The organism is Wolbachia endosymbiont (group B) of Scrobipalpa ocellatella (genome assembly GCF_964188425.1).
Taxonomy (GTDB): domain Bacteria; phylum Pseudomonadota; class Alphaproteobacteria; order Rickettsiales; family Anaplasmataceae; genus Wolbachia.
On sequence record NZ_OZ077190.1, the window covers coordinates 1,014,943 to 1,040,543 of the forward strand.

General features: G+C 34.1%; 23 protein-coding genes and 1 tRNA gene. 4 read left to right on the top strand and 20 right to left on the bottom strand.

The window, feature by feature from the left end:
- Window positions 1-86: 86 nt before the first annotated feature.
- The 5 genes from AB3210_RS04695 to AB3210_RS04715 all read right to left on the bottom strand — a co-directional run bounded on the left by AB3210_RS04695 (window position 87) and on the right by AB3210_RS04715 (window position 4,026).
- Complete coding sequence (locus tag AB3210_RS04695) at window positions 87-443, bottom strand: transposase (protein WP_007301972.1); 357 nt, start codon at window positions 441-443, stop codon at window positions 87-89.
- A complete protein-coding gene (locus AB3210_RS04700; protein WP_038227351.1) occupies window positions 403-585 on the bottom strand; it encodes a hypothetical protein in 183 nt (60 codons plus the stop codon). Before AB3210_RS04700 ends, AB3210_RS04695 begins: the two co-directional genes overlap by 41 nt.
- Window positions 551-1,027: a transposase gene (locus AB3210_RS04705; protein WP_019236989.1), complete on the bottom strand. Its 477-nt coding sequence runs from the start codon at window positions 1,025-1,027 to the stop codon at window positions 551-553. The genes AB3210_RS04700 and AB3210_RS04705 overlap by 35 nt, the downstream gene beginning before the upstream one ends.
- Before the next feature lie 317 nt (window positions 1,028-1,344).
- Entirely contained in the window at window positions 1,345-2,688 is a 1,344-nt protein-coding gene (radA, locus tag AB3210_RS04710; RefSeq protein WP_052264751.1) for a DNA repair protein RadA, read from the bottom strand.
- Between the two features lie 66 nt (window positions 2,689-2,754).
- Complete coding sequence (locus AB3210_RS04715) at window positions 2,755-4,026, bottom strand: MFS transporter (protein ID WP_052264750.1); 1,272 nt, start codon at window positions 4,024-4,026, stop codon at window positions 2,755-2,757.
- 648 nt (window positions 4,027-4,674) lie between these two features.
- Between AB3210_RS04715 and topA the strand changes: the two genes are divergently transcribed.
- Window positions 4,675-7,125 (top strand): type I DNA topoisomerase, encoded by a 2,451-nt coding sequence (gene topA / locus AB3210_RS04720; RefSeq protein ID WP_096097247.1) that lies wholly within the window; start codon window positions 4,675-4,677, stop codon window positions 7,123-7,125.
- A 174-nt stretch (window positions 7,126-7,299) separates the two neighbouring features.
- Here topA and AB3210_RS04725 read toward each other — a convergent pair whose 3' ends face one another.
- The 8 genes from AB3210_RS04725 to AB3210_RS04760 form a co-directional block, all read right to left on the bottom strand.
- Window positions 7,300-8,184 carry a P44/Msp2 family outer membrane protein gene (locus AB3210_RS04725; protein WP_213863946.1) on the bottom strand — a complete coding sequence of 295 codons (885 nt, stop codon included), beginning with the start codon at window positions 8,182-8,184 and terminating at the stop codon, window positions 7,300-7,302.
- 100 nt (window positions 8,185-8,284) lie between these two features.
- Window positions 8,285-10,303, bottom strand: a complete 2,019-nt coding sequence (locus tag AB3210_RS04730; RefSeq protein ID WP_052265036.1) for a type IV secretory system conjugative DNA transfer family protein — start codon at window positions 10,301-10,303, stop codon at window positions 8,285-8,287.
- A 30-nt stretch (window positions 10,304-10,333) separates the two neighbouring features.
- The gene (virB11, locus tag AB3210_RS04735) at window positions 10,334-11,326 is read right to left on the bottom strand and encodes a P-type DNA transfer ATPase VirB11 (protein ID WP_007302612.1); all 993 of its coding nucleotides are present in this window, start codon (window positions 11,324-11,326) and stop codon (window positions 10,334-10,336) included.
- 1 nt (window position 11,327) lies between these two features.
- Window positions 11,328-12,839 (bottom strand): TrbI/VirB10 family protein, encoded by a 1,512-nt coding sequence (locus AB3210_RS04740; RefSeq protein WP_007302611.1) that lies wholly within the window; start codon window positions 12,837-12,839, stop codon window positions 11,328-11,330.
- Window positions 12,840-12,855: 16 nt separating this feature from the next.
- Window positions 12,856-13,647, bottom strand: coding sequence for a P-type conjugative transfer protein VirB9 (gene virB9 / locus AB3210_RS04745; protein WP_019236950.1), 792 nt, complete (start codon window positions 13,645-13,647; stop codon window positions 12,856-12,858).
- Window positions 13,634-14,314, bottom strand: coding sequence for a virB8 family protein (locus tag AB3210_RS04750; protein ID WP_007302609.1), 681 nt, complete (start codon window positions 14,312-14,314; stop codon window positions 13,634-13,636). Before AB3210_RS04750 ends, virB9 begins: the two co-directional genes overlap by 14 nt.
- Window positions 14,315-14,386: 72 nt before the next feature.
- Window positions 14,387-15,472, bottom strand: a complete 1,086-nt coding sequence (locus AB3210_RS04755) for a GTP cyclohydrolase II (RefSeq protein ID WP_052265064.1) — start codon at window positions 15,470-15,472, stop codon at window positions 14,387-14,389.
- Between the two features lie 20 nt (window positions 15,473-15,492).
- A tRNA-Leu gene (locus AB3210_RS04760) sits at window positions 15,493-15,580 on the bottom strand.
- 190 nt (window positions 15,581-15,770) lie between these two features.
- On the opposite strand from AB3210_RS04760, the gene AB3210_RS04765 reads away from it, so the two are divergent.
- Both AB3210_RS04765 and AB3210_RS04770 read left to right on the top strand, forming a co-directional pair.
- A complete protein-coding gene (locus AB3210_RS04765; RefSeq protein WP_052265037.1) occupies window positions 15,771-17,006 on the top strand; it encodes a metallophosphoesterase family protein in 1,236 nt (411 codons plus the stop codon).
- Window positions 17,007-17,132: 126 nt separating this feature from the next.
- A complete protein-coding gene (locus tag AB3210_RS04770; protein ID WP_052265038.1) occupies window positions 17,133-18,158 on the top strand; it encodes a hypothetical protein in 1,026 nt (341 codons plus the stop codon).
- On the opposite strand, the gene dcd is transcribed toward AB3210_RS04770, so the two are convergent.
- Window positions 18,159-18,716 carry a dCTP deaminase gene (gene dcd, locus AB3210_RS04775; protein ID WP_006012513.1) on the bottom strand — a complete coding sequence of 186 codons (558 nt, stop codon included), beginning with the start codon at window positions 18,714-18,716 and terminating at the stop codon, window positions 18,159-18,161.
- A gap of 71 nt (window positions 18,717-18,787) precedes the next feature.
- The gene (locus AB3210_RS04780; protein ID WP_052265039.1) at window positions 18,788-20,245 is read right to left on the bottom strand and encodes a TrkH family potassium uptake protein; all 1,458 of its coding nucleotides are present in this window, start codon (window positions 20,243-20,245) and stop codon (window positions 18,788-18,790) included.
- Between the two features lie 124 nt (window positions 20,246-20,369).
- On the opposite strand from AB3210_RS04780, the gene AB3210_RS04785 reads away from it, so the two are divergent.
- Window positions 20,370-21,338 carry a hypothetical protein gene (locus AB3210_RS04785; protein ID WP_007302603.1) on the top strand — a complete coding sequence of 323 codons (969 nt, stop codon included), beginning with the start codon at window positions 20,370-20,372 and terminating at the stop codon, window positions 21,336-21,338.
- A gap of 102 nt (window positions 21,339-21,440) precedes the next feature.
- Here AB3210_RS04785 and AB3210_RS04790 read toward each other — a convergent pair whose 3' ends face one another.
- The 5 genes from AB3210_RS04790 to rpsB all read right to left on the bottom strand — a co-directional run bounded on the left by AB3210_RS04790 (window position 21,441) and on the right by rpsB (window position 25,600).
- Entirely contained in the window at window positions 21,441-22,457 is a 1,017-nt protein-coding gene (locus AB3210_RS04790) for a substrate-binding domain-containing protein (protein WP_012482020.1), read from the bottom strand.
- Between the two features lie 193 nt (window positions 22,458-22,650).
- A complete protein-coding gene (frr, locus tag AB3210_RS04795; protein ID WP_007302601.1) occupies window positions 22,651-23,208 on the bottom strand; it encodes a ribosome recycling factor in 558 nt (185 codons plus the stop codon).
- 7 nt (window positions 23,209-23,215) lie between these two features.
- On the bottom strand, window positions 23,216-23,959 hold the full coding sequence (gene pyrH / locus AB3210_RS04800) for a UMP kinase (protein WP_010407219.1): 744 nt from the start codon (window positions 23,957-23,959) through the stop codon (window positions 23,216-23,218).
- Window positions 23,943-24,788 (bottom strand): translation elongation factor Ts, encoded by an 846-nt coding sequence (gene tsf, locus AB3210_RS04805; RefSeq protein ID WP_052265040.1) that lies wholly within the window; start codon window positions 24,786-24,788, stop codon window positions 23,943-23,945. Before tsf ends, pyrH begins: the two co-directional genes overlap by 17 nt.
- Window positions 24,785-25,600, bottom strand: a complete 816-nt coding sequence (gene rpsB, locus AB3210_RS04810) for a 30S ribosomal protein S2 (protein WP_012482019.1) — start codon at window positions 25,598-25,600, stop codon at window positions 24,785-24,787. Before rpsB ends, tsf begins: the two co-directional genes overlap by 4 nt.
- Window position 25,601: the final 1 nt, after the last annotated feature.

The following is a 25,601-nucleotide window of genomic DNA, read 5'->3' on the forward strand; positions in this document are numbered from 1 at the left end:
AAAAATCATTTAATGTCATTCCAGCGCGTGACGCTGGAATGGCTTTGTTGCACAGCTCTTCGGATAGTGGGTAATGTATAATAAATTCATGAAGCTATATCAAACTTAGCCATGCCTATTTCAGTAAATTTGTTAAGCAAATAACACTTGAGTAGCAGTTCCTTCTCACGATTAATCTCAGATTTATTCCTAAAACTAAATCCAAATATTTGCTTCAGTCGCGAGAAAAAACTTTCTATATAAGATCTCTTCCAATAATTTATCTCTTTTTTCCACCTCTTCATACCATCTTCATCATATGACTTTATGAGCTTGATTGTAGAATTTCTCTCATTCATATAATCCAACTTTGGATGCTCTACTGCATTATTTTGCGGAGGAATCCTTGTCTTTATGTCAAGCTCATCGCACAGTTTGTATAACTTCTTTCGATCTATCTGCATATATCGTGCTTATGTTATACTTGGTATCCACTCTTTCAATAAGATCACAGGCTCCATAGTGGTCGGAATAAACTCCACTACTGTATTTTGCAGCTATAACTTTTTTACTACCTATCTCTAGCATTACATCTTGTTTGCTCATAGCGGCGATACTTTCTATCTGTACCATTTGCCTTACTATGGCCTGGAATATTATTGTAGATGCTGATACCTGTACTATCTATAGCAATTTCAATATCTTCCATATCGTTCTTATCAACTCTGCAGTCGTTGATTTTGATATTAAGCTTTTTAAACCTTCTTGAAGCCTGCGAATAGCTGATAATTTGCAAAATTTTCCCTATTTGCTCAAGATATTTCTCTATAAATCCCACTGTTTGCCTAAGACCAATCCTGAATAGATAGGTTATTATGTGAATTAGAATCACTACTTTGTCGCTGTAGACATTGTTGCCACCTGCTACTTTTGGACTATTTTCGTACCAATTTTCAATGGCATCGTTGATATAATGAAAAACATTTCCCCTTTCTTGAAGAAATTTGTTATATTCATTGCAGTTACTGACTTTCATTCTTATTGGCATATTTTTCCTTTGTCGGCTAAATATCTATTTTATAACAAATTCCATCAGTAACTGCCTGTTCTTTCCTTGAGTGGTGCAACAAAGCCTGCTGGAATCCAGCTAAACACTTTACAATGTTTTTGATGACGAAAAGACTGGATGCCAGTGTCTGGGCACTGGCATGACAGGAGTGTGAGATAAGGCTACATACATACTCCAACAGGTATGATGGTGTCATTCCAGTCTGGAATCCAGAAAAAAAGAAGCCAGTGTCAGCTACTTGAATGACATTATGGAAGACATCCTTCTCGCAAGCAAAATGTTCATGCAGATAATATTTAACTGTGATTGAAGATCTCTTTTAACTCTTTTATATGACCAAGCTTAATTATCTCAATATCATGAGAAGAATAATTGCCATTTTTAGGCATAATCGCTTTTTTAAATCCTAACTTTTGTGCTTCCCTTAGTCTGAGATCAGCATGCGAAACATTTCTAATTTCTCCTGAAAGTGCAACCTCACCGCAGATTATTGAAGAAGTTGGTAGCGGTAAATTTACTAAACTTGAAATAAGAGAAGCAGCAACAGCAAGATCAGCTGATGGTTCCTGTATTTTGAGTCCTCCCGCAATGTTTAGGTATACTTCTTTATCATGCAAAAACATTTTACAACGAGCACTTAGAACCGCGATTATCATAGCTAATCTATTAATATCCCAACCAACTACTGCTCTTCTTGGAGTTGCCATATTAGTCCTTGCTATTAATGCTTGCACTTCCATTAAGATTGGTCTTGAGCCTTCAACTCCTGCAAATACGGCGCTGCCAACTACTTCTCTATCATGTACGGTCAAGAATAATGATGATGGATTATCAACAGGCATGAGTCCTGCTTTAGACATCTCAAAAACACCAATTTCATTTGCAGGGCCAAATCTATTTTTAATAGTACGTAAAATGCGATATTGATTACTATTTTCACCCTCAAAATATAGTACTGTATCTACCATATGCTCCAGGGTTTTAGGTCCCGCTATTTGTCCATCTTTCGTTATATGGCCAACTATTAAGAGAGAAACACCATATTGCTTTGCAAGAACAGTCAATTCATGAGCGCAGGTACGGACTTGAGTTACAGTTCCTGGTGCTGATGTGACTTTGCTATCATACATAGTTTGTATAGAATCAATTATCAAGAACTTAATACTTTTATTTTTCCTTATTGTTGCTACTACATCAGTTAAAGATACTGTAGATAAAAGCTTAATTTTAGGTTCATTTATCTTAAGACGCTTTGCTCTGAGGCTCACTTGCTCTAAAGATTCCTCGCCAGATACATAAAGACATTCAAAAGAGGAAAGTTGTACAACATTAGCTGCAATCCTAAGCAAAAGAGTAGATTTTCCAATTCCAGGTTCACCACCAATTAAAATGCTAGCACCTTGAACGATACCTCCACCAAAAACTCTATCTAACTCTTCTATTCCTGTTAAAAAACGATCGGGGGTAATAATTTCACTATCTGATAACGCTTTTATTGAAATTGGTGCAGATGTACTTCTCGTTTCTGTTTTTAGTACTATTTCTTCGACAACCGTATCCCAACTGTCACATGCAATACACCTTCCTACCCACCTTCCAGTGCTATGACCGCAGAATTGACATACGTATGCAGTTTTCATAAAAGCCAAAATTATAATTCTAATAAAAATTAGCTAAATAAGTGAAATAAATTTAAATAGAGAAAATTACCAATCACACTTTTTATCTTGTGGTTTTATTTGCAATATTGCTACTAAGCTGACTAATAAGCAAAAAATTACATAAAGCCCAGCAGCAAAGTCTATTTTAGGAAACATTATAGTAAACCCAGTGCATATCATAGGAGTAAATCCACCATGCAGGGCATAAGAAATGTTACGTGATAAACTCACACCACTAAATCTAACATTAGTAGGAAAAAGCTCAGCAGTAACTATCCCTATAGGATTAATACCCCTCTCGATTATAGAAAGAGCCATAACACTCAACATGATTATAAGATAGCTTTTATAGTAATATGCAATAGATAACATAGGACAACATAATACCATTGTTATCACTATAAATAAGATTGCAGTGCGTTCTCTTCCTGTTTTATCAGCTAAAATTCCAAGCATTATTGAAGATATCGGCATTAATATACTGGTTATAATGAGTACAACTTCGTTGACATACGTTGTTACATAAGTTTCAACAGACACTATTTCTTTTGCAATTGTTCTAAGAAATATGGTAAATCCAACAGCAACATTAACAGGTACAGATATTAAAATGGCAAGTATCAGGGCTCTTTTATAGCGTTTTGTAAGCTCTATTATTGGTAAATTAGGTAAATTTCTTTGTTCTCGATTTTTTTCATACACTGGAGTTTCTCCTAGTGTATATATACTATATGCGCTTATTAATCCTAAAATGGCTGAAAAAATAAACGGCAGCCTCCAACCCCAAGCGTTAAAATCAGTGGTTTTTTTACAGATGATCACTGCAACCACAGAGAGCAATATGCCAATAGAGCGACCAAAACTTATTATTCCAAAAAACATTCCTAGTTTTTTCTTATTAGGTAAATGCTCTATGAGATAAACAGAGCTACCTCCTTGCTCAGCGCCAAGTGCAACCCCTTGTATCAGATGGATTGTAAGAAGCAACATAGTAGAGGTTATTCCTATTTTACTATAACTTGGAATAAACGCAACGAGACTAGAAGGAATCGATATTAGCAAGATAGCAATCGTTAACGCCATTCTCCTTCCATACCTATCACCAATGTGACCAAATACAGATGCACCAAGTGGTCTTACCATTGCACCCAGTCCTGCAATTCCAAACAATTGCAATATGCTGTAGTAGATATCTTTTGCATAACAAAATTCTCTACTAATTATATTAACCAGATCAATAAAGAGCATATGGTCATACCATATTGCGATTCTACAGAGTATTGTTGCAATCAATACTCTTGTTTGTTGATTGTACACTTAGTTTAATTTGTAAATGTCTACTTATTTTTATTTTGGCTGCTTTTTAGAACTTTGCAACTCAAGCGTATGGCTTATATGTAAATATTATTAAAATTGGAACTTGCATAACCAGCCAGTCTGGGATCAAATAAAAAAATCTGGTCATCCGCTGGAATGACATGGTGGAATGTGTCATTCCAGTACTCCTTTTCTTGTCATCCCAGTGCTCCGACACTGGGATGACACCTCTCTTAAATTACTTTAGTTACAAATATCAAGAAATTTACCAAGTAGAAAAAAGACAAAAGAAACCCCCTATTAGCTAGCTCTAATCCTGAAAATTGGCCTGTCTTAAACAGCCCGTTTCAGCTTATATGGTTAAAAAACTGGAAGTTTTGTAAAGAAATAAGATGCACATAGTGCAAAAAATTAAAAATAAGACGACAACTGCGTTATGCTTTTGTCGTTTAATCTGCACAGACGAAGATAAATAGTATAGCGTTATCCTTATGGTAAGGGAGTTGAAAAAATTTATAAAGCAGGTTCTTTCATTAGTTTTTTTGCGAACATCAAACAATTACTTAGAAAAATTGGAAAGACCATTAAAATATTTTTTTACTTTTTATTCTATATATTTCAACATATTACCTTTAAGTACTAATAATTATGGCATTATTAATAGTTGAGTCGCCAGCAAAGGCAAAGACGATAGGTAAATATTTGAGTAAAGAATTCAAAGTGGCTGCATCTTTTGGCCACGTCAGAGATCTGCCAGCGAAGAATGGTTCTGTTGATCCTGATAATGACTTTGCCATGAAGTATGAGATTATTGAAAAAGCAGAAAAGTATGTAAAAGAGTTAGTCAAGGAAGCTAGTAAAACATCAGATATATACCTTGCAACAGATCCAGACAGAGAAGGGGAAGCAATAGCTTGGAATGTGATAGAGGCACTAAAGGAAAGAAAAGCAATCAATGATGAAAGCAACATTCATAGAGTAGTCTTTAACGAAATAACAAAAAGAGCAGTGCAAGAAGCTATAAAAAATCCACGTGAAATTAATATGGACTTAGTGCGTGCACAGCAAGCACGCAGAGCTTTGGATTATCTAGTTGGATTTAGCTTGTCACCGCTGCTGTGGACAAAATTGTCGGGAAGCAAATCTGCAGGGCGAGTGCAGTCTGTTGCATTAAAGCTTATATGCGAACGAGAGGATGAAATCAGTAAGTTTATAACACAGGAGTATTGGAGCATAAAGGCAGAAATGCAAAATAGCAAAGATGAGGCTTTTTTTGCTATGCTAAGCCACTATGACAATAAAAAGCTAGAAAAATTTGATATTAAAAATGAAGAAGAGGCAAAGAACTTAGTCAGGGAGATCGAGTCAAGGCAGTATGCTGTAAGCACAGTAGAACGCAAGCAAGTTAAGAGAAACCCGCTTCCTCCATTTATCACCTCAAGTCTTCAGCAAGATGCAGTGAATAAACTGTATTTTAATGTGAAAAATGTTATGCGAGTAGCGCAAAATTTATATGAAGGTATCAATATTGGTGGTGAAACCGTAGGGTTGATAACTTATATGCGTACAGATGGGTTTCATATTGCAGATGAGGCTATAAACTCAATCAGGGGATCAATTAAGTCATTATATGGTGATAAATATTTACCGCAGTCTCCTCGTAAATATGTAAAAAAGGTCAAAAATGCTCAAGAAGCACATGAAGCAATCCGGCCAACTGATATTAATAGAACACCGGGTAGTATTAAGGATTACTTAACGCCAGAGCAATTTAAATTGTACGATTTAATCTGGAAAAGAACCATCGCAAGTCAAATGGAATCGGCGATTCTTGATCAAGTGGTAGTTGGAATTAGTTCTATTGACCAGAAAGTGATTCTGCGAGCAAGTGGATCAAGTATATTCTTTGATGGTTTTTATAAAGTTTATCAAGATAACATAGAAGCCGAAAATGAAGGCCTGCTACCTGCCATGAAGGAAGAGGAAGCGTGCAAGTTGATTTCTGTTGATCCGAAACAGCATTTTACTCAACCGCCACCTCGTTATAGTGAAGCGAGTATAGTAAAAAAAATGGAAGAAGTCGGTATAGGTCGCCCATCAACTTATGCAACAATTATTTCGGTATTACAAGATCGTGAATATGTTTCATTGGATAACAAAAGATTTATTCCAAGCAGCCGCGGTAAGATCGTGACTATATTTTTGGAAACTTTTTTTCAGCGTTGTGTAGAGTATGACTTTACAGCACAAATGGAAGAAAGGCTTGATTCAATCTCAAATGGACATGCAGATTGGAAAAAAGAACTAGGCTATTTTTGGGTGCCATTTTTTAATCATGTAAATTCTGTTAAGCAAATGACACATGATGAGATTTTTAGTGGTATTCATGATTTGGTAGTCAATTGGTTTTGCTCAGAGGAAGGAAAGGAAGAAATAGGTAAAAAATGTCCTAATTGCTCTGGTGGTATATTGAAATTAAATTTTGGAAAAGCCGGTGTGTTTCTTGGATGTTCTAACTATCCTGCATGCAATCATACAAAAGAAATTACGGGCAGTAATGACAATTCAGAATATCCAAAAAGTTTGGGTATAGATGATATGACAGGCCAAGAGGTAATGATCAAAAAAGGTCCTTTTGGACTTTATCTGGAGTTTAATAGTGAGTCAGAAAAGAAAAAAAAGATTTCTGTACCAAAAGATATAAATGTTAATGATATTGATCTAAATACCGCCACTCGATTACTTTCCCTGCCGAAAATAATCGGAGAGCACCCTGAAACTGGAAAAGAAGTAAAAATAGGTCTTGGACGATTTGGGTACTATATTCTCTATGATGGTCGATACTTTTCTCTTAAAAAAAGCTCTAAGGAGGTATTAGACACACAATTAAACGAAGCTATACAAATTATTGAGAGCAGCCCACGCAAAGAGCTAAAATCTCTTGGTTTTAATGAAAAGGGAAAAGAAGTTTTTATCTGCAACGGTAGGTACGGATTCTATATAAAATGCGGTAAAACAAACGTTGCGTTGGGCAAGAATGCAGATATTGAAAGTATAGATCTGAAGAAGGCTTTAGAGTTAATTAAGAATAAAAAGTAGACTTCTTGCATAACCATTCTTTATATGTTCTTTATTGTTGTTCCAGCCCTACACGCTGGAACTGAGAAAAAAAGAGACTGAATGACAGGAAAGAAGTTACTGCGGCCGCTACTAAGTCAGCAGCTGCAGTAGTGTGACGCAGACGTGCTACCAGGAAAATAGTCTCTATCAGAGTTAAGCTTTGCTTGCAAAATGAAAAGTAAGACCAGCTTCTATACCGTGTGTGTGAAACACTTGATTGCCTATACTGATACTTTCTTTGTGTAACTTCTGGTCCGATGGTTTTTGACTTTTATTCAATTCTAATATCTTTTTTCCATCTGGGTTTACCGGTTGCTTTGCTTTCATTTCTCCTAACACCTCTGCTTCAAAATCAACATTACTACCAAGAACACCAAAACCTCTATATCCGATGTGCATATTTACATCTTCGTTTATACGATAATCAAAGCCAGCTTTCAATTGACCTGCAGGTCTTATTGACGATTTTTCAAACATTGTCATTCTTGTTGCACCGACTCCAACCCCAACATAAGGAGAAAAAGATAAACTATCACTTTTCCAATAATGATAAACATTTGCCATTACAGATGCGTTTTCTACTTGGTCATGATTAATTACAGTTTTATACATATAAGTTTTTTTATTAGCACTCTCACTAACGTCTTTTAGATACGAAACAGTTACTTGATTACTTGATAAACCAATATTATCTACTTTTACAGAAGAGTACATCCCTTCCAATTCAGCTCTATAGCTATTATTGCCTAGTTCTCCTGTGTAACCAAACGTTACATTTGCAGCAAAAGGTGGGTTATAATCTCCTTTATACTTACTTATTAACTGACCTTCTGTTCTCTGAGCGTCTATGTCATTTATAGATACACGGTTATCATCTTTAGCATCTTTGCCTCCAATTTTTGCTTTCAACTTACCCAAGTTCAAATATTGACCGTAATATCCACCACCAAAGTAAAATCCTTCTGTTTCACTTGCAAAAGATTGTTGTGACAACAATAAAGCAAGTGCTGTAACTGCTAATGTTTTTTTACTCATCATGACTATTCCTCTAGTTAAAATAGCTAATCTAGTACTAATTAATTAAAAATGATTTAATATGAAAAAACTAATTATTTTCTAAGCTAAAAAATAGGTAAAATTAACCTCTATCCTCGATTTTATTGCCGTCTAGTTTGTCCTCATCTTCAAATTCATCATCATCGTCAAATTCATCCTTACTGTCTTCATCATCAAACCCATCATCGTCTTCCTCATCATCAAACCCATCACCACCTTCAAACTTATCATCAATATCCTCGTCTTCAAATCCATCTTCAATCCCTGGCTCATCGTATATTGCATCTTCAGTTTTAGCTTCAACAGGATAATCAGCAGCTTCAATAGCATTACTCTCTTCTTCATTACTAATCTTATCTTTGTTAGCAGCAGAAAAGACCTTGTTTGGATCATATGGCTCTTGTGTAGGCACACGTGTTGGTTTAATCAGCCTTCTTGTGAATGTGCTATCACTATAGTACAAAATTTTCTTTGACTTAATTGGATAAGTCGATTCTATCAAAATTATCTGATCATCACGTGGCAGCATAATAATTTCTTGAGGTAAGAGCAATGCTCTCTGTGTTTCAGAGATATGCAATGATCTTGATGCAGGATTCAAGTCTAAAAATTTAGGTTTGTTTAATGATTCTTGTTGTACAGTTTTGTTTCCTATAAGCTGAGATATCAAATTAGCCGTTTCAATATTATTGGCTGCAAAAGTTATTCTATAGGTTGAGTTTGATAAAAAGGAGTTCATTCCTGCTTCTTCATATATTCCTTTAAGCTGTTCAGTATCTTGAACAATTAAAAATAACCTTACTCGATAGCCACGAAAGTATGCGATGCCCGTTTGAAATTGCTCCATTTTTCCAAGTGTTGGAAACTCATCCATTAAAAATAATACGCCGTAAGGCTCGTCATCCGATGGCAATTTTCTACATAAAAACTCAGTTGCCTGTTGGTAAAAAACCTGCATTAAAGGCCTGAGCCTAGTTAAGTTATCAGGAGTTAAACCAACATAAACTGTAGTTTTCTTCTTTTTAAAATCCAAAATATTAAAATCACTTGATGCAGTTGCAGTATCGATCAATGGGTTTGCCCACAATTCAAGCGACGAGTTCATAGTTGACACAACACCTGATCTTTCTTTGTCAGCCTTTTGCAAAAAAGCTGCAATGTTCATATACGCTACCGGATGTATTATTTTACCCATTGTGTCCAAAACTACAGCAAGATTGTAAACTACGTCATCGCTACGCATCGTACGCACAACCTCACCAAAAGATTTAACTTTCTCTGGTGCAGCAAGTAAATATAGTACCACCCCAACAAATAAGCTTCTTGCTTCGTTTTGCCAAAAATCTTGTTCAGGCATGATTAGGTTAGCTATTTTTTGCACATCGTCAACCATCTGTCCAGGTTTTTCACTAATCCATTCCAGTGGATTATAACAATGGCTTACCCCATCTGGCTGCGCTGGGTTCCATACATATACTTTTTGTCCTTGTCGCTCTCGCCAACCACTTGTTATTTCATAGTTTTCTAATTTTATATCATGCACAATTACCGAATCATTCCAAAATAACAAATTAGGAATTACAAAACCAACACCTTTACCAGAGCCTGTAGGTGCAAAGAGCAATGCATGCTGAAACCCATCAGCAATAAAATATCCTCTCTTATCTTTACCAAGCAATAGACCTTTTTTGCTTCTTAATCCCGCTTTTCGTATGTCTTTCTCTGATGCCCACTGTGAATCTCCATGAAGTGATTCTTTCTTTTTAAATGGCCGCCACTCAATTAGTCTTTCTCTCACATTCCACAAAATAATCATCAAAACAATTTGAGGCAGTATAGAAGATACAACTAATTTAATTTTGAGCTCAAAGCTATATAGCTCTGGATGATGCCAACAATATTGTATATGATCAAAAATTGTCGGCCAGAGAGCTTGAGGAAAAGGTGTCAAGCTAGGATTAATTGCTCTAAAATCTACACCATCTGGACCGTCAACAAACAGGTAGAATAATATACCAGACAAATAGAAGCAAAATTCAAGTATGCTAAAAGATACTACACCTCCTATGAGAATATTGCGTAGGTGATTTCCATTACTCATAAACTACTTTTTCTTAACTTACGTATAAATTTAAGTATTTTCATTTGAAGATCTAGTAAATAATATTTCAGAAATGCTTCTTTTTCCACCACTGGTCCTTTTGAGTTGAATAACAATGTCAATTACATTTCTAATGTATGGTATGATCTGATCTGGGGGAATTCCAAGATTTGCTTGCATAACCATAAGTTTTATTTGCTCAAGAGCCATTGCCGGACTATCCGCATGAAGAGTTGATATTGACCCTGGGTGGCCAGTGTTTATTGCTCTAAGAAAACTAAAAGCTTCTGCTCCACGCAGCTCACCAACTATTATTCTATCTGGTCTTAAACGTAAACATGCCTCTATCAAATCTTGAGTGGTCACTTTTGCCCTACCCTGACCTCCTTTAGAAGCAATAAGATGTACTCTATTCGGATGATCATTCAAAACTATCTCTCTTGCATCTTCAACAGTAATAATTCTTTCTTCAGATGGAATAGCACGCAAAGTAGCATTAGTAAAAGTGGTTTTACCAGTGGAAGTTCCACCACTAATTATGATATTTTTCTTACTTATTACAGCATATTCTAAAAACTCTTTTATTTTTTTTTGTTTCAGTAGCAAATCTAGGTGACGATCTACTGGATTATCGGTCACTCCTATAACAGTTTCAGAAAAAGCCCCCATTTTTTCATAATCATCCAATGCCAATTGCATAGAAGAAGGTTTACGAATTGAAATGACTACTTTATCAGGCTCACATGCTGGAGGAAACACTATCTGTATACGATAACCATTTGGTAATGTAGCTGAAAGCAGCGGTGTCTCTTCGCTCAGTTTTTGTTCTGTAGCTTGAGCAATCAACCTGCTAAGAGATTTTAAATGATTAAGATCAAATATTTCTAACTTTTCGCATCTTATTTCACCGCGATTTTCAATCCATACTTCCTTCGGTTTATTTATTGATATTTCATTTACACCTTCCTCTTGAAATATCCCTTGTAATGGCTCCAAGTATGTATCAAGTGCAGCATAGTTCATTTCAGTTATTTAATATTGACTGTGGAGGAAATACTATATCTTGGTTAACAAATACTTTCAATGCAGTTCCTTGATTAACATAAATAGTTGGTTTTTTATCTACACTCCTATCAACTATATCTCGCATGTCTTTGGAAAAATCATTGATTGACTTCCCGATTGCTTCATCATAAACAGATTTGCTTCTTTTCTGAGTTTGCCTCAACAGTTGACGTACATCGTCTAAAGTTATACCGATATTGTCACTAGTAATTGTATCAACTCCACTAGCTCCAGAACTTTTTATCACACTTACTATTTCTTCCTTTATTATTCTCAGCAAATCCTGATCACTTTTAGCATTTCGAATTTTTTCAATAGCCCTAATACCCAATTTCCATTTTTCGTCTCCTACCTTCCCAACTTCAGTTTTTATAGAATTCTCCAATCTCTCAACAATAGCCCCTTTGAGAGAAGAAATATCTATTTCAGTTGCAGTAATAGACTTCACTGCATCCATGGCAGTTAGCGCATCGATAAGATTAGAGGCTTTTTGTCCTACAACAGCTGAACCAATCGAAACACCAGCAAGTGCCACTGAAGAGAATAATGCACTTGCTATTTTATTATCAACTATTCCAGCTATCCCTGCCCTTCCAAGCTCATCGGTACCAGATGATGCAATAGCAACATCTATACCATGAGGAAGAATGATCCTATTCCAATTTATGTTCACGCGGGCTTTTGCAACATTTGAGTCGAATGAATAACCACCTATTAACCTTGAACCTTTTGGTATTAAAATTGTATCACCAGTTTCTGCATAAACGTCTCTACTAACAACAGCACGGAGCATTCCTTTTAAGTCAGAACTTATTGCAGTTTCAAGAATAGCGTCAATAACTTTACCTTGAATAATCATTAAACCAAGCTTTCCAGCTTTGGTAGCTTTGCTCGACTGTGCTGAGGTATTGGATAAAACAGCATCTGTAGCTTTACCTTCCCCACTACTACCTGAAATTGCTAACATTTGTGCACTACGTCTGTCTCTAGGATAACCGCCACCCCCTATTGTAGGAAATGAAGTAGGCAAATTGCTAATAACATTACCAGAAGGAAAATTTTGCTTTGGTAAAACAGGTATATTTGACAAGGGAATTTCTTTTAGTTGCTCTTCTTTTTTTGTCACTTCCTCTTTTTTGATTTGTTTTACTTCTGGTATGACTTGTGGGATAGGAAGAGGAGGTAAGGGTGGCAAGAGATCAGTTGCTATCCTCTCGGAAACTACTACATTATCTGGAACTTGTTCTAACTTTCCTTTCAATTCTTGAATGTTTTGCTTTGTTTCCTCTTTTTTAACAATCTCTGGACCCTCTTTATTAGAAGGACTAAAATAAAGATAGTACACTCCACCAACTAAGAGCGCTACCATAACTATCATCAATGCCTTATAACCTTGATTAGAGCCAACTGTTACTACCTTGCTTTCTATCTCTGATTCATCTTCTACACTATTATGCCTTTCTTTACTCATATTATATGTACCAGAACTAAAGTGACCTATTTATAACTTCAACTTCACTACCTTCATAACGCATTAATAGCTTTTTATGTACTCCTTTTATTACAACATAATCATCAAATAACAGCCTTTTACAGGATTCGCCTTCTATAAAAATCTGAGGAATTTTATTACTATTTCTAAACTTTAAATAGGTTAAATAACCATCATCGAATAACTCAATTGGAACTATATCTACGTTACCACCTTCATCAATATATGTATAGTTGTACCTCGTATTATTTTCTTGTATTATTTTTTCTGGCTTTTCTGTAATGTATTGCATTTGAGTAGGTAAAGAAACCTCATCTAAATCAACATCAAATTCATCTTCTTCTTGAGGATAATAAAAACGTATTACGTAAGATATATCCTTTTCAACGGAATAATCATGATCCACTTTTTTAGCATCAGTATCTGGGTATTTATCGTAATTTGGTCTTGAAATTAGATCAAAAATGTAATTTCTCTTTTTAGTTGTCGTAATAATCATGTTAGTGCGACTACTGACTTCAAATGGCATGACAAGCAGTTTATTATCATAAGGATTAATTTTCCAACTTGATGCATCACCAACAGCAATATTTTTGACTTTTTCCCCTTCTGCAAACTCAATATAAGAATAGTAACCTTGACTAAAAATTACTGTAAACACCTCATTAGGGCTATATACAAAAGTCTTTATTCTACTATCTACAGAAATAGGTTTATTATTAATAGATGCATTTAAGTTGCCACTTATTAGTAAAGCTAAAACTAACAATATCCTACACATATTCATCATCTACTCTATATGAAATAACTTGAAACCCTAACGGGTTAATATATCTTTGCTGATCATTCATTTCAAGCGATGCATATTTATACGACATCACAACTATCTTATTTTTCCTTGAGGAATTTCCATCTTTTCGTGTAAATTCTATAGAAAATCTCACTTGAAGAGCATCATTACCTAATTTTTGAATTGAACGAATTTTCAACTCACCTTTAGCATCTGAATATAAATTAAAAAGGTCATTCATATTCTGCGATTTTATATAATTGCTAAATTCACTATATACACTAGGCGAAGAAAACAACCTTACTTTTGTATAATAATTATAATTATAATTATATGGGTCAAAAACCTCCCTTGCTTTTATATACTCTGAAATAAAATAATCGTTCAGCGTTTCATTTGCAGAATATTGTTTTACTGTAACAGGATCAACCAATTGCACTATTCCTGACTTTTTGTCAATTTCTATAACGAATGGCTCAATAGTGCTACTTGTGCTAATTTTAAATATAGCTAATATGCTTATAGAAATTGCAACTAGTAATATTAATGTAAATAAAAGTAAAGTATTTCTCTGAGCAACAACTGTGCTATAGCGACTTGAATTCCAATTTATATCCTTATCCAATGACTCATTACTTTTTTCTTGTTTTAAAAATTTCAGCATCTCAATATTCTTAAAAATCTTAACTTATATTAATTAACATAGCAAGCTAACAAAGTAGTTATAACAAAAAAGCTAATAAACCCTTAATCCATGGCCTAACTTGCCAAATTTTGTTTCCATATATGAATCATTATATTCATTGCGTTCCATAATAAGTGGTATACACTTTGTAACTTCTATACCGTTATTTTTCAACTCTGATAACTTTCTACCATTGTTTGTAAGTAATTGTATTTTGTTAATGTTCAATTTCTTAAGTATTTTAGCTGCAACAGCAAAGCTCCTTTCATCATCTTCAAAACCCAATACTCTATTTGCATCAACAGTATCAAGATTATATTTTCTTTGCATACTGTATGCTCTTAACTTATTAGTTAAACCAATGCCTCTCCCATCTTGCATCAAGTATAATATAATGCCATTCCCAAAGTCGGTCATTATTTGAATCGCTTGATGTAACTGGCTTCTGCAATCACATGATAAGCTGTCTAATAAGTCTCCTGTATAGCATGCAGAATGAATTCTCACTAATGGCTCATTATCTTTATCTGGATTGCCAATGATAATTGCATAATGTTCTCTTCCGCCACTTTTGGTTCTATAAGATATGATATCTACTTCTTGAGTCTGCTTTAAAAATAATGATGTTTTGCACACTTCATACACACTATGATTTTGTTGAAAATCATTCACAAGTAACGTATTTAGTGCAATAATGTCATTTTCTTCACACCAATTTCGCATTTCATGTTTATTCTCAAAAGTCATATCAGCCACTAACGCGTATGGCAATAATTCTGAGAACTTAAGCAAGGCAACAGCATACGCATCTATTGTCTTTGAGCATTGCAACTCTTTTATCCAATCTTCCTTTGAACAGTTTATTAAATGGAGCAGTTCATCAAAATTGCTTATCAACAGACGTTTGCTACTATGTTCTTTACTCTGACATATGTATTTTACCTTACTTGCAGTCAAAGTAACATACACATTACCTGATATAAGCTTATATTGACTAAATAAATTTTTTTCTAAAGTTTCAGCAGCAGCAAGCAATAGATAGTTATTTTCATCATCATATATTAAAATTGGAAGACCACGCCTGACTTCACTGATGGCCCTTTCTACTTTATTTCTACTTTGATTTCCTATAAACATTTCACCTACACCAAACAACTTGGTGCGGTCGAGAAGACTTGAACTTCCAAGGCTTTGTGAGCCACAGCGACCTCAACGCTGCGTGTCTACCAATTCCACCACGACCGCACTTTATTCTAGTTTCTATATAATTACTTTAAATTACTTAATCATTTTAGGATTTTTCATCTAAAGTGTCAATCTGATACTAGGATAATTTAGGAAATGCCTGTATAATTTAACTATGAATTTTATGGTTACAAACTTTAATCATTTAAGATAATCTTAATACTAATTCTTAATTTAGGTTTTTATACAAATGAAAGTAGCTAATATCTTCATTTTTTTAATTCTATCTCTTACAATTAGCTTTCACTCTAATCATGCACAAATATTGTACACATGGTCTCAAATCATTCCAGAAAATAAATTAAGCATACGTGCGATTATAGACAATAACATGTGTCCCATTGCTTACGTCGATAATAAGGCAGTAGAAATGCTAAGTCGCAGCTCAATTAACAATACCGAAACAGTTTGTGAACTGATAGTAGAAACAAATGCTCAAAACATTAGTATTGACAATATAAAAGTTCCCGTATTAGCGGAAAAGATCAGCAAAATTGCCTTCATTGGCGATACAGGATGTAGAATAAATATGTTATTTCAGCAAGAATGTAATTCTGTAGATAACTGGCCTTTGAAAAAAAATTTAGATTCAATCGCTTTTCATAAACCAGATTTAATTATCCATGTTGGTGATTATCATTATAGACAAACAAAATGTAGAAACACAAAAAAGTGCGGCGATATTTATGGATATAGCAAAGAAGCTTGGTACGCTGATTGGTTTGAGCCTGCAAAAGATATTTTAACACAATCTCCTTTTCTTTTTGTTCGTGGAAATCATGAGAGTTGTAATAGAGCTTATGAAGGATGGTTCAGATATTTAGATTCATACCCCTTTTCCCCTCAAAAATGTGAAGATCTTATTTCCAGTTGGTTCTTAGATGCTGGGCCGATGAAGTTTTTTATCTTCGACTCTTCATCCGGTGAGGAAATTTTTACAACCCAAAGCACAGTTGATGCTTTTGAGAGGCAGTTTGATAAATTGATACAAGATAAGCCCACGTGGTTTTTGACTCATAAACCACTTTGGAGATCTCCAAAAAAAGAATTTTTGACATTAAAAAGCCATGGCAATCTTACACAAATTGAAGCTTTTGGAGATAAATTTCCAAGCAATGTTACTACCATAGTTTCTGGCCACATTCATATAGCCCAGATTTTATTAATGGATAATGTTCCAGATCAGATTATAGTTGGAAACGGCGGTGCATTATTACACGCTCAAGATCAAGAACCTGTTTATCAAAACGTAGAATTTAACTATCCAAATAGTAGAAATTACTTAGCACACGAAGTTAGAAACTTTTTCGGCTTTGGCTTTGCAATATTAGGTTTAGACGATCACAAATTTACTTTCTATAACCAAGATAATAAGGAAATGTATTCTGCAAACCTAACGAAAGACTTTAAACTTAAAACAAATTAAAATTAGGACTATTTGTTGTTATCGATTACTGACCTTACCGAGAAAAAGTAGAGAAGTAGAAATGTGAGTTGACAAAATAAGAGAAATATAGTATATTAATGGTAGTAAGAGTATTTAAAATTAATTATGCCAGTAGCAGTAAATACACCAGATAACATACAAAGAATGTCGAAATTTAAAAAGGCAAGAGATATTTTACTAGCCCCTGTGAGATGGCTAGTCATTGGTTTAGCTGTAGTATTACTCATAGCATTTATTGTTTTTGTCATAGCGTTAATTCTAGTTGCTCAAGCATTGGGTAAGCTATATCTTCTTGCAGGAGGCAAATTACCAGAATGGTTAGAGCAAAGAACTGAAGCATTTATGGAGGCAGTGCGTGTCCCACAAACAACGCATGATACTAATGTAAATGATGCAATTAATATTAACGTTCAAAAGCTAAAAGAAAACTATGGCGAGCCTAATGTTGATGATAAGTTTATAGAGGAAATAGAAGGATTTATTGATCAGTTAGAGTGTATAGCAAATGGTACACAAAAAGCTGTGGATAAAGATCAACTCACAGAAGATGAGAAAAAACATGCACTTAAGTGCTTGGAGCGTATAAAAAACAACCCTGATACACATAGTGGAAGCGGATTAACATTGAAGCAAGTTTTAAATTTGGTTTGGAAAGCTTGTAAAGATGAAAATAAAAAAAGTGCTGATGATAATATAGATATTAATACCCGCATATCACAGAGAAAATATCAACTGGTTAAACATTTAGTAGAATCGCAAACAGAATATGGAGTATCTGTTGGCAGTGCATGTTTTACTGGTGCCTTTAACAGTATTGTCTCTTCCTTGTACACTTTTGAAGAATTTTTCTTCTTGCAAAGAGCGGATAAGGATACTGTAAAACAAGAGTTTGAAAATGATCTACAAAAAAAAGGTGAAGAATTATTTAATCGGCTTTCCAATGATAAAGAAAAAAAAGAAGTTGCAGAAGCTTTAAGTAATCCTTCTACAAATTTCTTTATTAGCTTTATAGAATCATTTAAAAATCACTCTGCACGTGCAGTTTTAGGCGATAAAAGATGTGATGAACTAATAAAAGAGCATTTTGGTAATCTTCAATATAAACCAACAATATCTTGCTTTATAAAGTAATCACTTAACTAACGGCAAAGTGATACCATGTTGATTCATATATTTTCCTTTCATATCATCATATGACTTCTCACACTCACTTTCGCCGCTTAAAAACACAAATTGGCATGCTCCTTCATTAGCGTAAATTTTTGCAGGAAGTGGAGTAGTGTTAGAGAATTCAAGTGTGACGTGACCTTCCCATCCAGGTTCTAAAGGTGTGACGTTCACTATGATACCACATCTTGCATAAGTTGATTTGCCAACACAAATTACTAGTACATTCCTTGGTATACGAAAATATTCCACTGTGCTGGCAAGCACAAAACTATTTGGTGGAATTATACATACATCTGTTTCCTTATCTATGAAACTATTCTCAGAAAAATTCTTTGGGTCTACAATAGCTGAATTAACATTAGTAAAAATCTTAAACTTATTACTAACTCTTGCATCATAGCCATAAGATGATAATCCGAAAGATACAACACCCTTACTGCTTTTATGATTCACAAAAGGCTCTATCATTCTAGAGTTTTCAGCCTTTTCCCTTATCCATTTATCTGGCATAACTGCCATAATTGTCCTTTAAAGTTTTGTAATACTTATAATAATATGTAATAGAATTTAAATGTAAACCTGAATTAGCGTTACACTCTGGAATGGCAAAGTTTCCAGTATAAACTACCTATACAAAAATAAATTGGCAATATTTCAAGCCTGCCAAGCAGCATCAAAAACGATAGAAATAGCTTTACTCCACCACTAAAGGAGGAATAATTACCTGAAGGACCTATTAGGTTACTAAATCCTGGGCCAGAATTTGTAAGCATTGCAGAAACAGAGCTGATGCTAGTTATAAAGTCCGCATTGCTCAAGTAAGACATCACTATTGATGATATAGTGAACGTTAACATGTAAATCGCAAAAAACGTAAAGACGGATTGAACTTCATCATTTTCCAGTATTTTACCATTGAGTTTTACTCTATCGCTTTCACTTGGATTTAATAAAGAGCTAAAGTAATTCCTTATAGATTTTAGAAAAATGACTAAACGGAAGATTTTGATTCCACCACTAGCAGAACCACCACATCCACCAATAAAGGCTAAAAAGAAAGCTAAGACTGAAATAAAGCTCCAATTCAAGTAGTTGAACATTACATAGCCAGTTGATGTGATAAAGGAGGTAATGGTGAATGTGCTGTACCTAAATGATAAAAATACTCCTAAGTCAAAATTTTTATATAACCAAAAACAAGCAAGCAAAGATGAGATAACAACTATCTTAATAAAGTAAGAGACCTGTTCATCATAACAAACGTCTAATCGTCTTATAATTTTTAAATAGCTCAGAAAAGGTAAAGAGCCTAAAATCATAAAGATAATTGTTATGACCTCCAATATAGGGTTATTGTAGTAGCCTATAGAATCGTTATAGTTAGCAAATCCACCAGTTGATACAGCGGACATTCCGTGACATACTGCGTCAAATAATGGCATGCCAGCTAGATAATAGGAAAATATGCACAATAAAATTAGGCAGTAATATATTTCTGCAATATGTATTACTACGCTTCGCGTATGTGGTAACTTTCTTTTAAGAGCATCTGAGTACTCAGAATAGAGTAAATTATTTAAGCTCAAAACCTTAAATATGGGAAAAATTGCAATTCCTACTGTAATTACTCCAAAACCACCTATACCGTGTAGCATTGCTCTCCACAGTAGTATCCCCGGAGATTGTTGCTCGATGTAACTTAGAACAGTTGCTCCTGTGGTTGTAATCCCAGATACTGCTTCAAACAGTGCATCAATGTAGCTTAAACTATCAAGATAAAATGGAATAGCTGCAAACAGAGATAATGCAATCCAGGTACAACTGGTAATCGCAAAAATTGCCGGCATTCCATGTACCCTATTTAGTTTACCCAGTAGAATAAAAGTCGCACTAAATGTGCAGGTAACTATAAATCCAACCAGAAAATTTTTCCATTCGTAACCTAGATAATTATTAGTAATAGCAGGAATAAGCATTGCTACGCCAAACAACAATAGAAAAATTCCCACAATAAACGCAATTGAACGTAAAACTTGCAGACTTTCCATAGACAGTACTGTGAAAGCTATATGTTATTAAAACTTCAACCGCTTTGCTAATTTTTTCTCTTGACTTGATTATAAATACGTATAATTATAGCGCTAAATTTGCCATAAGAGATAGAGGTAAGGTATGTTATTAACTGACAGACAAAAAAACATTCGAGATTCATTAATTAGTGAAGCTATACAAGGCAACTTTGAGAATATAAAAAATAATTACGATAGCGATATACAAGAAGTTTTGAAAAGCGAATTACCTAGTAATATACAAAAAGAGTTTAAAGACGATCTACCTAACCCTTGTACCACTTCACAGTTGATTATATTCAAAAAAAATCAAAAGGAAATTAATCAATGTATACAGAAAATGGAGCAAAAAATTGAGAGTATTTCGTGTGATATAGCTATGCAAGAAGCGAAAGGAAATGATGATTCGCATATGCAAAAAGTGAAAAACTTAAAGAGAACAAGTGATCTTCACCACAAATTACGTCAAGCAATAGATTATTTAGATGTTAAAAAAGTTAAAGCAGTATTAGAAGATTGTGATACAAATCTAGCAATGATTTTAAATAGACCTATACATTCACAGAGCAAAACTACCCTTTTACTTTATCCTCTGCAAGTTGGTCTTAATAAACGATATATAGGTGATGGTAAAAGATTGAAACAAGAAGATCTGAGAAATATAAAAGAAATTACTAAACTTCTTTGGGATAAAGCTTCTCCTGATATTCGCAATTTCTGGTTTAAATTCCATCAAGATCAACAAGAAGAAAGTACAAAAGACACAAAAGCAACCTTTGAAGCTCATTTGAAAAAAGCTCCTCCTGATATTCGTGACTTGTGGCTTAAATATCAAAGAGTGCCTGAAAATCAAGATGCAGCTGTAATAAAACTTCTTAAAGGTGAGCAACAACGACATGCCAAGATAGGTAGTGAGAAGTGGCTTGAAGATTTCATTCAAGAAGTTAAAGATTACAGAGAACAAAAAACCATAGAAGAAAACCTTGAAATAGCTACAGAGAAACCTACAACAAAATCTGTTCTACAAGACGCACAACTTTCTCAAATAAATAGAACTTGTTGTATTTTGTAGTAAATAAGTTCTTAGGAAATCTAAGTATGATAACAATAAAAACAAGAAATTTAAACGTTCTATTTTTAACCTAGTATCCAGAATAAAAAAATATCAAAGTCATCATATTATATCACGAACCTTTTCCAAGACTTTTTTTATATTTTCGCTTGAAAGTGGAATTAAGCCAAGCCTAGATAAATATCCACCTTCAGTACTAATAGAGTCTACAACTTCTCTAATGAATTCCCTTAATCCATCAACAGTATCTAAGTGTTCTTTCTTTATATAAAGATATAAAGGCCTTGCTAACATATACTCCCCCGATGATATATTTTTATAAGTTGGCTCAATTCCTGCGATTGTGCTTCCTTGAATCTCATCTTGGTTTTTCGCTAAAAAGCTGAAGCTAAATATTCCTAAAGCATTTTTATTGCTCTTCAATTTTTGTATTATTATGTTTTCATTAATTCCAACTTCTATATATCTTCCATCATCTCTGATATTACTACATGCTTTCTTTCTTTTTTCTTGGTCTTGATAATTCTCTTTGAAAATCCTTGAGTTCATACATGAATATTGATCAAGCATAATAAAATTAATCAAAGTTTCATGTGTACCTGTATTTTGATGTGGGCCATAGATTTTAATTTCTGTTTTTGGTAGAGCTTGATTTACATCAGACCAAAATTTCTTGTTATTCTTTACTAATCTATCATTGTCTTCAGAATATGAAGATAAAGTTTCAAACAGGTCATTTTTTGTAAAATCAAATCTATGGCTTTGATTTGAATTTGCAATAACAATTCCATCATAGCCAATTATTATCTCTATTACTTCATTCACTTTATTTCTTTTACATAATTCTCTCTCTACTTCCTTCATAGGGCGAGATGAAGTAGTGATATCTGGTGTGCCTTCCCCTATTCCTGAACAAAACATTTTGAACCCTGATCCACTTCCTATCGATTCTACAACTGGAGTTTTAAAGGAAAATATACGGCTGAATTCTTCAGATATAAATGAGATAAAAGGAAAAACAGTTGAAGATCCAACAATTCTGATATATCTTCTGGCATCAACATTTGACAGTGGGATGAGTAATACAAATGCAAAAATAAGGAAAAGGCGTTTCAGCATCGTTTTCGCTCAAGAGTGTAAACTTAATTATCGTAATAAAAAATCAAACTGAAAAGCTTTTTTTCTAGATTTCAAAAGGTATAACGATCAAATGTGTGCGTAATGATGAGATCTGAATCACAGCATTCATACAACTGTATCTATATCGAATCCTCTTATGTTTTTCAATACTGAAAAATTCTTTCATATTAACTTAATGATGCAATATATCCTTTTCTTTAATAGATAAGTCATCATCGACTTTTTTTACATTATCATCAGTAATGTTTTGTATTTCCTTTTTGGCAACATGAAAATCATCTTCTGAGATTTCCTTATTTTTCTTCATTTCCTCTATTTCTTCCATAACATCTCTGCGTATATTTCTAATTGCAACTCGTGCATTTTCAGAAAATTGATGCAATAATTTCACTAATTTTTCACGAGTTTCTTGTGTTAAGTCTGGAAGAACTATACGTATAGTATTTCCTTCAACAACAGGATTTAAATTCAGGTTAGCATTGATTATCGCATTTTTTACTTCACCGATAGCAGTAGCATCCCAAACTTTAACTGATAGAGTTTTGTTATCTATAGCTGAAACTCCTGCAACTTGGTTCAGTTTTTGATGTCCACCATAGATATTTACAACTATACCATCAAGTAATGATGCGTTAGCTCTACCAGTACGTACACCTTTCATATCATCGTGAAAAGACTGAATAGTTTTTAGCATTCTTTCTTTTGTTTTAGCTTTTATTTCGTTTAACATAAATTACCTAATGTTTACAATCTGAAACTATAGTATAAGTGCCTTGACCCTTAATAATATCAACCATTTTTTCTCTTTTTAAAGAAAAAACTACAATTGGGATAGAATTCTCACGAGCAAGTGAAATTGCTGATGCATCCATAACTTTTAAATCACGAGTTAGCAGATCTGTATAAGAAAGCCTATCATACATCACAGCATTCTCATTTTTTTTTGGATCGGCAGAATATACACCACTTACTTGAGTACCTTTTAAAATAACATCACAATTCATTTCAACAGCACGTAAAGCTGCAGCTGTATCTGTAGTAAAAAATGGGTTACCTGTGCCTGCTGCAAAAATGACTACTCTACCTTTCTCTAAATGATGAATAGCCTTCCTTCTTATATAAGGTTCACATATAGTAGTCATGGGTATAGCAGACAACACCCTAGAGACTATAGAGCTTTTTTCTAAAAAATTTTGCAAAATTAAAGCATTAATGACAGTACCAAGCATTCCAATATAATCACTGCTTGCTCTTTCACAGCCACTTAAAGATGCTGATGCACCACGAAAAATATTCCCACCACCAACAACAATACAAACTTGAACTCCGAGATTACAAACTTCAACTATGTCTTTGGATAGTTTATCTATAACTTCCATATCATGGCCAAATAGCTTTGATCCCATCAAAGCCTCCCCAGAGATTTTGAATAACACTCTGGGGTACTTTACTTCTGAAGTTTTGTTACTTATTTGCACCATCCAAAGTAAGTAACTTATAATTAGCTAATTTAACAGCACTTGATTCTATAAAATCAGCAATCTTCATTTTATCATCTTTTATAAACTTCTGCTCTAGTAGAACAACTTCTTCATAGTATTTAGCCATTCGTCCATCTACTATTTTTTTCGCTACCTCTTCAGGTTTATTTAAGCTCTTTACTTGCTCCTCAATTATAGAACGCTCATTGTTTAATTTTTCTTGATCTAAATCATCTATAGATAAAGCTTCAGGTTTCATAGCAACTACATGCATAGCTATTTGCTTTCCAATCTCTTGTTTATCACCAGATGATTGCAATGCTACTAAAGCACCAATCTTACCTAAGCCATGCATATCACCATGTACATAGCCAGCAACAATCCCATCCTTAGTCTCTAGGTAGCAAAGATTGCTTAACTCTAACTTCTCACCAAGAACCGATGTACCACTCATAATAGCTTCCTGTACTGTACCAACATCTTCATATTTGGCATTTTTTAACTCATCAAGACTAGTACAACGTTCTTGACAAGCAATTGATGCTAAATTTGAAACTAATGCTATGAACTTCTCATTTCTAGCAACAAAATCAGTTTCACAATTGACTTTAACCAATACACCATAATTTTTAGCCAAGCACATAGCAATAAGCCCATCTGAAGCTACTCTATCAGACTTTTTGTCAGCTTTAGCAAATCCTATTGTACGTAACCTATCAACGGCTTTCTTAATATCACCATCACACTCTTCTAACGCTTTCTTACAATCGCTTAAGCCAAGCCCTGTTCTATCGCGTAATTCCCTTATACTACTTGAATCCATCTTCATTTACTTACTATTACCTCCCTTTCTGTTTCATCCTTCATACGCTTCTTTTTAGTTTGCACAATACCCCCTTCTTTTTCTTGAATAAGCTCATCATCCTTAACTCTAGACCTTGTCAAACTAGACTCTATTCCAGCTAATATAGAATCAGCAGCTAATTTACAGTAGAGCTCTATTGATTTTCTTGAATCATCATTTCCTGATATAGGATAGGCAATATCATCTGGGTCAGAATTGGTATCAAGTACTCCAACTACAGGAATACCCAGTTTTTTAGCCTCTTTAACCGCTATATGCTCTTTGTTAGTATCAATAATGAATAAAATATCAGGAACTGCTCCCATTTCTCTAATGCCACCCAATTCTTTATCAAGCTTTTTTCTTTTCTTTTCAATATTTCCTAATTCTTTTTTTGTTAAGATACTATCTTCATCATTTAATATTTTCTCATATTGTATCAAAGTTTTTATCGAAGAAGAAACAGTGTTCCAATTAGTAAGCATACCACCAAGCCATCGATCATTTACATAATATTGACCACAACGAACCGCTTCACTTGCAACAATATCTAAAGCTTGAAATTTCGTACCAACAAATAAAATGCGACCATCTTGAGATGCAACATCGTATAAAGCTTTCATTGCCGCCTCTAACAATGGTAATGTTTTTCGTAAGTCTATTATGTGTATACGATTCTGTTGATGTACACCATATATATATGGGGCCATTTTCGCATTCCAGCGACTAACTTTATGGCCAAAATGCACACCAGATTCAGCTAAATCACGTATAGTGACTTTAGGCAAATTTGTCATA

Excerpts from the sequence above, each read along its gene's own strand:
- AB3210_RS04695 (WP_007301972.1), bottom strand. The coding sequence starts at position 443 with ATGCAGATAGATCGAAAGAAGTTATACAAACTGTGCGATGAGCTTGAC.
- AB3210_RS04700 (WP_038227351.1), bottom strand. The coding sequence starts at position 585 with ATGAGCAAACAAGATGTAATGCTAGAGATAGGTAGTAAAAAAGTTATA.
- AB3210_RS04705 (WP_019236989.1), bottom strand. The coding sequence starts at position 1,027 with ATGCCAATAAGAATGAAAGTCAGTAACTGCAATGAATATAACAAATTT.
- radA (WP_052264751.1), bottom strand. The coding sequence starts at position 2,688 with ATGAAAACTGCATACGTATGTCAATTCTGCGGTCATAGCACTGGAAGG.
- topA (WP_096097247.1), top strand. The coding sequence starts at position 4,675 with ATGGCATTATTAATAGTTGAGTCGCCAGCAAAGGCAAAGACGATAGGT.
- AB3210_RS04725 (WP_213863946.1), bottom strand. The coding sequence starts at position 8,184 with ATGATGAGTAAAAAAACATTAGCAGTTACAGCACTTGCTTTATTGTTG.
- AB3210_RS04730 (WP_052265036.1), bottom strand. The coding sequence starts at position 10,303 with ATGAGTAATGGAAATCACCTACGCAATATTCTCATAGGAGGTGTAGTA.
- virB11 (WP_007302612.1), bottom strand. The coding sequence starts at position 11,326 with ATGAACTATGCTGCACTTGATACATACTTGGAGCCATTACAAGGGATA.
- AB3210_RS04740 (WP_007302611.1), bottom strand. The coding sequence starts at position 12,839 with ATGAGTAAAGAAAGGCATAATAGTGTAGAAGATGAATCAGAGATAGAA.
- virB9 (WP_019236950.1), bottom strand. The coding sequence starts at position 13,647 with ATGAATATGTGTAGGATATTGTTAGTTTTAGCTTTACTAATAAGTGGC.
- AB3210_RS04750 (WP_007302609.1), bottom strand. The coding sequence starts at position 14,314 with ATGCTGAAATTTTTAAAACAAGAAAAAAGTAATGAGTCATTGGATAAG.
- AB3210_RS04755 (WP_052265064.1), bottom strand. The coding sequence starts at position 15,472 with ATGTTTATAGGAAATCAAAGTAGAAATAAAGTAGAAAGGGCCATCAGT.
- AB3210_RS04765 (WP_052265037.1), top strand. The coding sequence starts at position 15,771 with ATGAAAGTAGCTAATATCTTCATTTTTTTAATTCTATCTCTTACAATT.
- AB3210_RS04770 (WP_052265038.1), top strand. The coding sequence starts at position 17,133 with ATGCCAGTAGCAGTAAATACACCAGATAACATACAAAGAATGTCGAAA.
- dcd (WP_006012513.1), bottom strand. The coding sequence starts at position 18,716 with ATGGCAGTTATGCCAGATAAATGGATAAGGGAAAAGGCTGAAAACTCT.
- AB3210_RS04780 (WP_052265039.1), bottom strand. The coding sequence starts at position 20,245 with ATGGAAAGTCTGCAAGTTTTACGTTCAATTGCGTTTATTGTGGGAATT.
- AB3210_RS04785 (WP_007302603.1), top strand. The coding sequence starts at position 20,370 with ATGTTATTAACTGACAGACAAAAAAACATTCGAGATTCATTAATTAGT.
- AB3210_RS04790 (WP_012482020.1), bottom strand. The coding sequence starts at position 22,457 with ATGCTGAAACGCCTTTTCCTTATTTTTGCATTTGTATTACTCATCCCA.
- frr (WP_007302601.1), bottom strand. The coding sequence starts at position 23,208 with ATGTTAAACGAAATAAAAGCTAAAACAAAAGAAAGAATGCTAAAAACT.
- pyrH (WP_010407219.1), bottom strand. The coding sequence starts at position 23,959 with ATGGTGCAAATAAGTAACAAAACTTCAGAAGTAAAGTACCCCAGAGTG.
- tsf (WP_052265040.1), bottom strand. The coding sequence starts at position 24,788 with ATGAAGATGGATTCAAGTAGTATAAGGGAATTACGCGATAGAACAGGG.
- rpsB (WP_012482019.1), bottom strand. The coding sequence starts at position 25,600 with ATGACAAATTTGCCTAAAGTCACTATACGTGATTTAGCTGAATCTGGT.